Annotated in this window: 9 protein-coding genes; 5 read left to right on the forward strand and 4 right to left on the reverse strand. The window is 73.9% G+C overall.

Translation table 11 applies throughout. The annotated features are described in order from the left end of the window. The first annotated feature begins 24 nt into the window (after positions 1-24). The gene (gene ligD, locus ACFYYW_RS11060) at positions 25-1,026 is read left to right on the forward strand and encodes a non-homologous end-joining DNA ligase (protein ID WP_352329315.1); all 1,002 of its coding nucleotides are present in this window, start codon (positions 25-27) and stop codon (positions 1,024-1,026) included. 103 nt (positions 1,027-1,129) lie between these two features. After that, entirely contained in the window at positions 1,130-2,824 is a 1,695-nt protein-coding gene (locus tag ACFYYW_RS11065) for a trypsin-like peptidase domain-containing protein (protein WP_387647342.1), read from the forward strand. On the opposite strand, the gene ACFYYW_RS11070 is transcribed toward ACFYYW_RS11065, so the two are convergent. Continuing rightward, positions 2,821-3,975, reverse strand: coding sequence for an MFS transporter (locus ACFYYW_RS11070; protein ID WP_387647345.1), 1,155 nt, complete (start codon positions 3,973-3,975; stop codon positions 2,821-2,823). The two genes, ACFYYW_RS11065 and ACFYYW_RS11070, sit on opposite strands and share 4 nt — an antisense overlap. 55 nt (positions 3,976-4,030) lie before the next feature. Here ACFYYW_RS11070 and ACFYYW_RS11075 point away from each other — a divergent pair, with 55 nt between their 5' ends. Both ACFYYW_RS11075 and ybaK read left to right on the forward strand, forming a co-directional pair. Beyond that, entirely contained in the window at positions 4,031-4,768 is a 738-nt protein-coding gene (locus ACFYYW_RS11075) for a helix-turn-helix transcriptional regulator (protein WP_352329320.1), read from the forward strand. 62 nt (positions 4,769-4,830) lie between these two features. Continuing rightward, positions 4,831-5,286: a Cys-tRNA(Pro) deacylase gene (gene ybaK, locus ACFYYW_RS11080; RefSeq protein WP_358294295.1), complete on the forward strand. Its 456-nt coding sequence runs from the start codon at positions 4,831-4,833 to the stop codon at positions 5,284-5,286. A 147-nt stretch (positions 5,287-5,433) separates the two neighbouring features. Here the strand turns inward: ybaK and ACFYYW_RS11085 are convergent, their stop codons facing one another. Both ACFYYW_RS11085 and murA read right to left on the reverse strand, forming a co-directional pair. Beyond that, positions 5,434-7,659, reverse strand: coding sequence for a transglycosylase domain-containing protein (locus ACFYYW_RS11085; protein WP_387647348.1), 2,226 nt, complete (start codon positions 7,657-7,659; stop codon positions 5,434-5,436). A 52-nt stretch (positions 7,660-7,711) separates the two neighbouring features. Then, positions 7,712-9,022, reverse strand: a complete 1,311-nt coding sequence (murA, locus tag ACFYYW_RS11090) for a UDP-N-acetylglucosamine 1-carboxyvinyltransferase (protein WP_352324923.1) — start codon at positions 9,020-9,022, stop codon at positions 7,712-7,714. A gap of 63 nt (positions 9,023-9,085) precedes the next feature. Here murA and ACFYYW_RS11095 point away from each other — a divergent pair, with 63 nt between their 5' ends. After that, a complete protein-coding gene (locus tag ACFYYW_RS11095) occupies positions 9,086-9,598 on the forward strand; it encodes a hypothetical protein (RefSeq protein ID WP_387647351.1) in 513 nt (170 codons plus the stop codon). Here the strand turns inward: ACFYYW_RS11095 and ACFYYW_RS11100 are convergent. Continuing rightward, complete coding sequence (locus ACFYYW_RS11100) at positions 9,595-10,965, reverse strand: amidase (protein ID WP_387647354.1); 1,371 nt, start codon at positions 10,963-10,965, stop codon at positions 9,595-9,597. The two genes, ACFYYW_RS11095 and ACFYYW_RS11100, sit on opposite strands and share 4 nt — an antisense overlap. Positions 10,966-11,122 lie beyond the last annotated feature (157 nt).

Here is an 11,122-nt window from a genome sequence, read left to right on the forward strand (position 1 = left end):
ACCCCCCGGGGTACGGCATGGTCCATGGTGGGGCTGCCGGCCTACGCGCCGATGATGGCCCAGCTGGGCACCCTGACCTCCGTCCAGGGCGAGGGCTGGGCCGTGGAGATGAAATGGGACGGCGTACGCGCCCTCGCCTACGTCGAAGGCGGCTCGGTGCGCCTGATGTCCCGTAACAACAAGGACATCACCCCCGCCTACCCCGAGCTGCAGCTCATGGCCGGCTCCACCGGCCGGCACGCGGCCGTGATCGACGGCGAGATCGTCGCCTTCGACGAGACCGGACGCCCCAGCTTCGCCGCCCTCCAGCCCCGCATGCACCAGCGCAACCCCGCCACCGTCGCCGAGCTCACCCGGGCGGTGCCGGTGACGTTCATGGCCTTCGACATCCTGCACCTCGACGCCGACAGCCTGATCGGCCGCCCCTACCGCGAACGCCGCGAGCTGCTGGAGGGCACCCTGCGGCCCGGCTTCCGCTGGGAGGTGCCCGTGTGGTTCGCCGACCACGCCGACCGCGCCTTCGACTCCTCCCGGCAGCTCGGGCTCGAAGGGATCGTCTGCAAGCGGCTCGGCTCCCCCTACCGGCCCGGCCGGCGCAGCGGCGAATGGACCAAGGTCAAGAACGTCAGCGCCGCCGAGGTCGTCATCGGCGGCTGGCATCCCGGCGGCGGACGGCGGTCCGGCATGATCGGCTCGCTGCTGCTCGGCGCCTACGACCCGCGCGGCCGCCTGCTGTACGTCGGGCACGTCGGCACCGGGTTCACCCAGCAGATGCTGCGCGACCTCCAGGACCTCCTCGCCCCCCTGGAACGCCCCGGCCCGCCCTTCGACGAGCCCGTCCCGCGCGAGCACGCCCGCCACGCCCGCTGGGTCGAGCCCCGCGTCGTCGGCGAGGTCCAGTACGCCGAGGTCACCGGCGACGGTCGCCTGCGCCACCCCTCCTGGCGCGGCCTGCGGCCCGACCGCGAACCCGGCGAGGCGAGCACTGCCGAGTTCCTCGCCCCGGGCGACGCCGCGGCGGGCTGAGCGGCCGCAGGACATGGCGCGACACGTCCCGTTCGGCCACGTTGAGCGATGAAGTCATGACTTACAGTGATCGGAATCGCTTCGGACCGCTCAAGAGGACATCGTGTCGAAGACTCTGGTCACCACGCTGGCCGCGTTCGCCGGCGTCTCACTCGCCACCACACTCACCACGGCACTCACTGCCGCGCCCGCCACCGCCCTCGTCACCGCGCCCGCCACCGCCGAACCGCCGCCGCTCAAAGCGCCCGCCGCGCGGGGCTCTGCGCAGAGCCCCGCTCAGCGCCCTGCCCAGCGTCCCGCCCAGCGCTCGGCTCAGCGTCCCGCCCCGAGCCCTGCGCGGAGCCGGGACCGCAGCCCCGGCGCCGCGTCGTCGCCGCTCATGCGCCCGGGACGCGCCGCCCGCTACTGGACGCCCGGCAAACAGGCCAAGGCCAAGGCCGCCGCCCTCCCCCTCAGCACGACCGGCCACGACAGGGCCGCCCAGAACACCACTGCCCCCAGCACCACCGGCCCCAGCACCACCGGCCTCAGCACGGCCGACCCCAGCACGGCCGACCACAGCACGGCCGACCACAGCGCGGCCGAGCGGCGCAGCGTGCCCGGCGCCAAACGGCTCACCCCCGGCGGCGACGCCAACGGCTACGCCCCCGTGCGCCGGCCGTACACCGCCGACGGCACCAGCCGCGTCACCGGGCGCCTGTTCTTCGTCAACGCCACCGGCCGCGACGACTCCTGCAGCGCCTCCGTCGTCCGCTCGGCCAGCAGGCTGCTGGTCATCACCGCCGCCCACTGCGTCTACAGCAGCCCCGACGGCTCAGCGTCCGGCACCTGGCACACCAACTTCGCCTTCGTCCCCGCCTACGACGGCCGCGCCGCCACCGCCGCGCAGCGCGAGCCGTACGGCAGATGGGGCGGACGCCGCGCCTGGAAGCCCGACGCCTACACCGGACGCACCGGCGGCGACTGGAACTCCGTCTACGACGTCGCGCTCGTCGAGGTCGGCGGCCGCAACCGCACCCTGCAGGACACCGTCGGCGCCTTCACCCCCCTGCGCAACGAGGGCGGCCGCTTCACCATCGCCGCCCCCGGCTACCCCGGCGTGCTCGGCCGCCGGCCCTACGACGGCCGCGACCAGCTCTGGTGCCTCGGCCGCACCCAGCAGGCCCGCGGCGAGAACACCACCGGCGACCTGCTCGCCGCCCGGCTGGCCGGCGCCGCCGACCCGGCCGGACGGATGGAGACCTACAACTGCCACCTGGCCAAGGGCCACAGCGGCGGGCCGTGGGTCGTCCGCGGCAGCGACGACCTGGTCGGCGTGCTGTCGGCGGGCAAGGAGGACGGCGAGCCCGACGGCAACTCCGTCGCCACCGCGCTCAACGTGGAGGGCTACGGCGCGATCGTCCGCCAGGCCGACCCCAAGGGCGTCTACGACTCCCTCTCCCTCGACGCCGCCGGCCCCGGCGCGCCCGTCCGCCGCGGCGGCACCGCCACCGTCACCGCGACCGTCACCATGCGCGGGCTCATGGCCGCCGCCCAGGTGCCCGTCACCCTCACGCTCCCGACCGGCGCCACCCTGGCCTCCGTCGACGGCGCCACCTGCCGCCACGGCGACCACCGCGCCGAATGCGTGATCGACGTCATCCACCCCGGCCGGCCGGTCCGCATCTCCGCCAAGGTCGCCGTCGGCCGCGACGCCGACGCCGCCCTGCCGGTCACCATGCACGTCACCTCCACCCGCCTCGACCCCGCCCAGCGCGACAACTCCGCCGTCCTGCGCCTGCGCACCGCCGCCGGCTAGGCCGGGTCCGGCGCCTGCGCAGCCACTGGCTGAGCCGGGTCCGGTGCCGGCTCCCGCAGCGTGCGCGCCAGCAGCCAGGCCAGCACCGGGAAGGCGATCAGGCAGGCCAGCGCCGTCCTGATCGAGGCGGCCTCGGCCACCGCGCCCACCAGCGGGCTGGTCAGGCCGCCCACGCTCACCGCCAGCCCCAGCGTGACGCCGCTCGCCGTGCCCACCCGGTTCGGCAGGAGGTCCTGCCCCAGGGTCACGTGCAGCGAGAACGGGACGTACAGGGCGACCGACGACGCGGCGACGAAGACGTAGACCAGCGGGCCCGGCGCCAGCACCACCCCAGCCACCGCGGGCACCGCCGCCGCGTACGCCGCCCGCATCGCCCGCACCCGCCCCCACCGGGCCGCCAGCCGGCCCCCCAGCACCGTGCCCGCCGCCCCGCCCGCGAACAGCACGAACAACGCCACCGCGCCCGCCGCGCCGCCGCCCACGTACAGGGCCACGAACGCGCTCAGACCGACGTACACCACCGACCGGAAGACGATCACCGACGTCAGCCGGGCGAACCCCGGCCAGTCGTCACGACCCGCCGCCCGCCCCGCCGGACGCGCCCGGCCCCGGCCACCCGCCAGGGCCCGCACCGCCGGGAGCGTCAGCACCGCCCCCAGCACCGCCGGCCCGGCCAGCAGCGGCGAGGCCCCCAGCCCCCACGCCGACAACAGCGGTGTCACCAGCACCGGCGCCGAGGCGAACCCCAGCGTCCCGCCCAAGGAGAACCAGCTCATCCGCACATGGCCGCCCTCGCTGGCGATCCTGGCCAGCCGCGCCGACTCCGGATGGTAGGCCGCCACCCCCAGCCCCGACACCGCCGCCGCCAGCCACGTCACCGCGTACGACCCCGTCACCCCGGCGCACGCCACGCCCGCCCCCGCCACCACCATGGCCGACGGGATCAGCCACGGCATCCGCCACCGGTCCGTCAGCAGCCCGAAGACCGGCTGCACGACCGACGACGACAACGTGGCCGCCAGCACGATCCCCGACACCGCCACATAGCCGTACCCCCGCCCCGACACCAGGAACGGCACCAGCGCGGGCACCGCGCCCTGGTAGAAGTCCACGCACGCGTGCCCCGCCGCCAGCGACCGGATCCTGTTCACGCCACCGATGATGTCCCCGGCCCGACCTGGCCTGCTTCCGATAAAGTGCCAACCTATGCCGAATATCCGCCACACCCCCGTGGCGCCCACCGGCCGCCGCCCCCTGGCCCCCGGCACGGGCATCGACGCCCACCGGCACGACACCCACCAGATCGCCTACGCCTGCGCCGGCATGCTCTCCGTCACCACCGACGCCGGCACCTGGGTCGCCCCCGCCAACCGCGCCATCTGGGTGCCCGCCGGCACCGTGCACGAACACCGCGCCCACGGCAGCACCGACCTGCGCCTGGTCGGGCTCACCGACAACCCGCTCGGCCTCGACCGGCCCGCCGTCCTCGCCGTCGGCCCGCTGCTGCGCGAGCTCGTCATGGCCTGCACCGACGACGACGCCCCCGTGGGCGAGGAACGCGAACGGCTGCTCGCCGTCCTGCTCGACCGGCTCAGACGCGCCCCCGAGCAGCCCTTCCACGTGCCCGCCGCGCGCGACCCGCGCCTGGCCGCCGTCTGCGCCGTCCTGCACGACGACCCCGCCGACGGGCGCACCCTGGCCACCCTCGCCGCCCTGGCGGGCACCAGCGAGCGCACGCTGGCCCGGCTGTGCCGCCGCGAGCTGGGCATGAGCTTCCCCCAGTGGCGCACCCAGGTCCGCCTGCACCAGGCGCTGCTGCTGCTGGCCGACGGCCTGCCGGTGACCGTGGTCGCCCATCGCTGCGGCTGGGCCTCGGCCAGCGCGTTCATCGACGTCTTCCGGCGGGCGCTGGGGTACACGCCGGGCCGCGCCTTTACAATGTAGATTCGCTACACTTGTCAGACGTGAGCAAAACGAAAGGCAAGGGCGGCGGCACCCCGGCCACCATGGCGCTGACCAAGGCCAAGGCCGACTTCACGCTCCACCCCTACGACCACGACCCGAGCGCCCAGGCCTACGGCGAGGAGGCCGCCGACGCGCTCGGCGTGCCCTACGACCGCATCTTCAAGACGCTGGTGGCCGAGACCGAGAGCGGCCTCGCGGTGGCGGTCGTGCCGGTGTCGGGCAAGCTCGACCTCAAGGCCCTGGCCTCGGCGCTGGGCGGCAAGCGGGCCGCCATGGCCGAGGCGGCCAAGGTCGAGCGGGTGACCGGCTACGTGGTGGGCGGCATCAGCCCGCTCGGCCAGCGCAAGCAGCTTCCCACCGTGGTCGACTCCTCGGCGCTCGACCACGAGACGATCTACTTCTCGGCCGGCCGGCGCGGGCTCCAGATCGAGACCGCCCCCGACAACCTGATCACCCTCACCCGCGCGGTCACCGCCCCCATAGGCAAGGCGGGCTGAGGCGTCCGGCCGGGCGGCTACCGGGAGGCGCGGCCGGCGGAACGACGGGTCGGGCGGCCACCGGGAGCGGTGGCGCGGCCGGCGGAACGACGGGTCGGGCGGCCACCGGGAGCGGTGGCGCGGCCGGCGGAACGACGGGTCGGGCGGCTACCGGGAGCGGTGGCGCGGCCGGCGGAACGACGGGTCGGGCGGGCCCTGCCCGAGCAGCCACTCGAACAACCGCCGGTGATGCCGGAAGAAGGCGCGCTCGCCCTGCCGCCGGTTCTTCTTCTTGTCCTGCTCCTGCGCCTCGGCCTCCTTCAGGCCGGGCGTGAACCCGCCGCCGAACCGGCCCATGTCCGGCCCGGGGAAGCCCCTCGGCTCGGTGTGGTCCAGCGCCTGCTGCATCGACTCGACCCAGATCGGGCCGGGCAGCGACGCCCCCTGCACCGCGCCGTAGTACTGGTCGCCGATCTGCACGCCCTGCAGCGGGTAGCGGTAGGAGCCCCGGATGTCGCCGAGGCTCACCGCCGCCGCCAGGTCCGGCGTGTACCCGGCGAACCAGGCCGAGGTGTAGCCGTTGTTGGTGCCGGTCTTGCCGGCCGCCGGGCGGCCGATGCTCTGCCCCTGCATGGTGCCCTTGTCGAACACCCCGGACAGGACGTGGTTGACGGCGTCGGCGACCGGCCGTTCCATGACCTGCTCGCAGGACGGCGGCACGTGCGCGCGCCGGCCGCTCCGGTCGGTGATCTCCACGATCGCCAGCGGCCGGCAGTGCACGCCGCGGGCCGCGAACGTGGCGAAGGCCCCCGCGACCGTCACCGGGTCCATCTCGTTGACGCCCAGCGTGAACGTCGGCACCTCGCGCAGCGGCCGGCCGTCGGCCCGCACCGCCCCGAGCGCCCTGGCCGTCTTGACCACGTTGCACAGCCCGACCTTGCGCTCCAGCATCATGTAGAAGATGTTCACCGACTTCCAGGTGCCGGTCTCGATGCTGTGCGGGCCGCCCGAGCCCTCGCCGCTGGCGTTGAGTATGCGCGTGCCGGGGTCGTTGACCGGCCGGCCGTCGCAGTTGCGGTAGCCCTGCGCGGGCACCAGCTCCCCCGGCGTCTGGAAGCCGTCGCCGAACCGCCAGCCCTGCTGCAACGCCGTGGCCAGGGTGAACACCTTGAACGTCGAGCCGGCCTGGAAACCCTGGCCGCCGCCGTGCGCCACGTCGGCGGGCAGGTTGAAGGTGGTCCTCGGGCCGTTCTTCTTGTTGCCGCGGTTGCGGCCGAACTCCTTGCTGGCCGCCATCGCCCTGATCCGGCCGGTGCCGGGCTCGATCATGGCCTCCGCGGCGACCTCGGTGTCCTCGGGCGAGACGTGCCGCCGGATCGCGCGCTCGGCCGCGCGCTGCGCGACCGGGTCGAGGCCGGTCCTGATCACCAGGCCGCCCCTCGCCATCCTGGCCCGCCGCTCGGCCGGGGTGTTGCCGAACGCCGGGTTCGACAACATCTCGTTCTGGACGTACAGGCAGTAGTAGGGGTACGCGCTCTGCCCGCAGCCGCCCGGCTCGGGCTTCAGCCGCAGCGCCAGCGGCGTGCTCTTGGCGGCGTTCGCCTGGGCCTGCGTGATCAGCTTGAGCCCGGCCATGCGGTCCAGCACGAGGTCGCGCCGCTCCTTCAGCCGCGCCTCGTGCGAGCGGCCGAGCGAGGGATCGGTCGAGTACGGCATCCGCACCGCCCCCGCCAGCGTGGCGGCCTGGGTCAGCGTCAGCTTGGAGGCGGTGGTGGAGAAGAAGCGCCGGGCCGCCGCCTCCACGCCGTGGGCGCCGGCGCCGAAGTAGGCGATGTTGAGGTAACGCTCAAGGATCTCGTCCTTGCGGTACTTGTGTTCCAGGGCCATCGCGTACCGCAGTTCGGTGATCTTGCGGGCCAGGTTGGGGGCGCGTGCCTTGTCCCGTTCGGCATCGGTGCGAGCGCTCTCGACCAGGATGTTCTTGACGAGCTGCTGCGTCAGCGACGAGCCGCCCTGCCGGATGCCGCCCGCCTGCGTGTTGGTGAGCAGCGCCCGCAACGTGCCCCGGACGTCGAGGCCGCCGTGCTCGTAGAAGCGGGCGTCCTCGATGGCCACGATGGCCTTGCGCATCAGGGGCGCCACGGCCCCGAGCGGCACGGCCGTCCTGTTGGCCTCGTAGAACTGGGCGAACTGCCTGCCGTCCTTGTCCAGCAGCCTGGTCACCTGCGCCAGGGGCTCCTCGCGGGGCGCGGGCGGCAGGTCGACGAAGGTGTCGGCGACGTTCTTGGCGGCCAGGCCGCCGCCGCTCACCACGGGAACGGCCAGTGCCGCCGCCAGCACCCCGCCGAGCGCCCCCGCCATGGCGAGGCCACCGATGGATCTGAGTACGGTCACGCAGATGATCTGCAACCAGCAGATCATCGGCAAACGCCCACTTCCCCGGTCTTTACCGTTCTCTTCGGATGTTCAGACCAAGCGAGGCGAACTGCTCGTACGGCCGGTGGTAGCCCCGCTCGATGTGGTGCACGCCGCGCAGCGTGGACGTCCCGTCGGCCACCGCCGCGGCCAGCACGGCCGAGAACCCGGCCCTGATGTCGGGCAGCGTCACGTCGGCGCCCCTGAGCTTGGAGACGCCGCGCACCACGGCCGAGTGCCGGGCGTTGGTGTCGTGGTAGCGGCAGGCCGGCCCGCCCAGGCACTGGTCGAACACCTCGATCTCACAGCCCATCCGCTGCAGCGCGGGCACGTAGACCAGGCGGTTCTCGAAGACCGTCTCGTGCAGTACCGACATGCCCTGGCTCTGCGTGAACAGCACCATGAGCGGCGTCTGCCAGTCGGTCATGAAGCCGGGGTGGGTGTCGGTCTGCACGGCCGCCGAGCGCAGCCCCTCGGGCGGGGCGGTGGCGCACAGGTACTCGTCGTTGATGTCGAACCGGGCGCCCATCCTGGCCAGCGTGGTGATCGCGGTCACCAGGCGGTCCTGGGGGCAGCCGTGCACCCGCACCTCTCCCCCGGTGATCAGCCCGGCCGCCAGGTAGGAGAACGCCTCGATGCGGTCGCCGGTCAGCCAGGTGGAGGCGCCGCGCAGGTGCTCGACGCCCTCGATGACGATCCGGCGGTCGGGCGACAGCTCGATCCGGGCGCCCATGCGCTGCAGGAACAGCGCCAGCTCCACCACCTCGGGCTCCATGGCGGCGTTCTTCAGCACGGTCTTGCCCTCGGCCAGCACCGCCGACATGAGGATCGTCTCCGTCGCCCCCACGCTGGGGTACGGCAGTTCGAGCCGGGCCCCGTTGAGCCGCTTGGCCTTGGCCGAGATGCCGGTGTCGCCCACCTCCACCTCCGCCCCCATCGAGCGCAACGCCTCCACGTGGAAGTTCACCGGCCGCCGCCCGATCGGGTCGCCGCCGACCAGCGGCACGAACGCCTCCCCCGCCAGGTGCAGCAACGGCCCGAGCATGAGGATGGGGATGCGGTTGAGCCCGGTGAACGCGTCGGGCACCCGCGGCCTGATCTCCGCGCCGCGCTCGATGCGGATCTCGGGGCCGGCGATCTCGACATGGATGCCGAGCGCCTCCAGCATCGCCGCGGTGATGCCCACCTCGCCCACGTCGGGGGCGTTGTGGATGCTGCTCTCGCCGTTGCCCAGCATGGCGGCGACCATGTGCTTGGACACACCGTTCTTGGAGCCCCGTACGACGACGTCCCCGCGGAGGGGGCCGGAGGGCTCGATCAGCCAGACCTCTTCTGCAATCACGAAGCGAGCCTAACCGGGAGATACCATCGAGCTGGTTCGGATGCAGTTGTGAGGGGGAATGGCGTGACGAGGGAAGTACGCGCTTTTGCGGTAACTGTCCTCATACTCGCCACTCTCGGGGTCGCCGCCGGGCTGAGCTGGTCCGCGATCTCGCCGCGGGCCCCGTACCAGGTGACCGAGCACGGCCTGGTGCTGGCCGACCTCACCACGCAGGCGCTGATCGCGGCCGACGGCTGGTTCGCGGTGATCACGGGCGCGCTGGGGCTGCTCTGCGGCGGTCTGGCGTGGTTCGCCGGGCGGCGCTGGATGCTGGCGGTGCTGCTCGGATTGTGCGCGGGCGGGGTGGTGGGCAGTTTCCTCACGCTGTGGGCCGGGTCCACGTTCACGATCGGCGCGGTGGCCGTGGAGGCCGCGGCCGAGCCCGGGGTGCGGATCGTCCCCGGGGCGCTGAAGCTGACCGCCGAGGGGGTGCTGGTGGCCTGGCCGCTGCTCGCGGTCGGCCTGTTCGGGCTGCTGGAGGGCATGCACGGCTACCGCGAGTCGCCGCTGCGGCACCCGTACGGCATCGAGCCCTAGAGCGGCGGGCGGCGCAGGCCGTGGCCGGTGGCCTGCTCGAACGCGCGGGCCACGCGCAGCACCCTGGCGTCGGCGAACGGCCGCCCGACGATCTGCACCCCGACCGGCAGTCCCTCGGGCGTGAACCCGGCCGGCACCGAGGCCGCCGGCGCGTGCAGCACGCTGATCCAGTACGCCGAACGCATCCAGGCCAGGTAGTCGGGCAGCGGCTCGCCGTTGATCTCGCTCACGTGCGGCTGCTCCACCGGGAACGGTGGCACCTGGCTGACCGGCGCGAGCAGCACGTCGTAGGTGTCGAAGAAGCCGGCCATGCGCTGGTAGAGGCCGCTGCGCAGCCGTTCGGCGCGGGCCAGGTCGGCGCCGGTGACCGCGCGGCCCCGCTCGACGTTCCAGCTCGTGTTGGGGCCGAGGCCGGTCAGGTCGCCGAAGGACAGGGCGTAGTACCAGGCGCGGTAGATCCGGAAGGCGTCCTCGGCGTCGGACAGGTCGAGCGCGACCTGCTCCACGTGCGCCCCCAGCTCCTCGAACACGGCCGGCGCCGTCGCGGTCACCGCGGCCGTGCGCGGATCGACCGGCAGCCCGCCCAGGTCGGGGCTCCACGCCACCCGCATCCCGCGCACCCCCTGCTCGGGCTCGGGCGCGAACCGCTCCTTGATCGCGAACGGCGAGCGGGCGTCGAACCCGGCGACGGCCCCCAGCATCAGCGTGAGGTCGTCGACCGTGCGCGCCATCGGCCCCGGCACCGCCAGCGTGTACCAGGCGGCCGTGTCGGAGGGGTCGGGGACGCGGCCCGGCGTGGGGCGCAGGCCCACGACGTTGCAGAACGACGCGGGGTTGCGCAGCGAGCCGCCCATGTCCGAGCCGTCGGCCAGCGGGACCATGCCGGTGGCCAGGGCCGCCGCGGCCCCGCCGCTGCTGCCGCCGGCCGACCTGGCCAGGTCGTAGGGGTTCCTGGTGGCGCCGAAGACCTCGTTGACGGTGTGCGAGCCGGTGCCGAACTCGGGCGTGTTGGTCTTGCCGATCGTGATCGCCCCGGCGGCGCGTAGGCGGCGCACGATCAGGTCGTCCTTGTCGGGGACGTTCCGCGCGAACAGCGGCGAACCGTACGTGGTGCGGATGCCCGCGGTGTCCACCAGGTCCTTGTGGGCCACCGGGACGCCGTGCAGCGGCCCCTCGGGCTCGGCCGCGTCGGCCGCCCTGGCCGCTTCCAGCGCCTGCTCGGCCACCAGCGTCACGATGGCGTTGACCCGGGGGTTGACCTGCTCGATGCGGTCGAGGTGGGCCTGGAGCAGCTCCACGGCGCTCACCTGCCCGGCCCTGATCAGGCGGGCCATCTCGGTCGCGGTCAGGTAGTGCAGTTCGCTCACCCTGCGATCCTGCCCCACCCGCGCGCCGGGACACGACGGCGACCTTTGCCCACCTCCCCGGCCCGCCTTGGCACCCGCCCACAAGGCGGGCCCGGCAGCCCCGGCACGATCAGGCGCCGAGGCAGGCCGGGCCGCTTTCGGAGGGTCAGCCCCTCAG

Source organism: Nonomuraea sp. NPDC001831, assembly GCF_042892035.1.
GTDB lineage: Bacteria > Actinomycetota > Actinomycetes > Streptosporangiales > Streptosporangiaceae > Nonomuraea.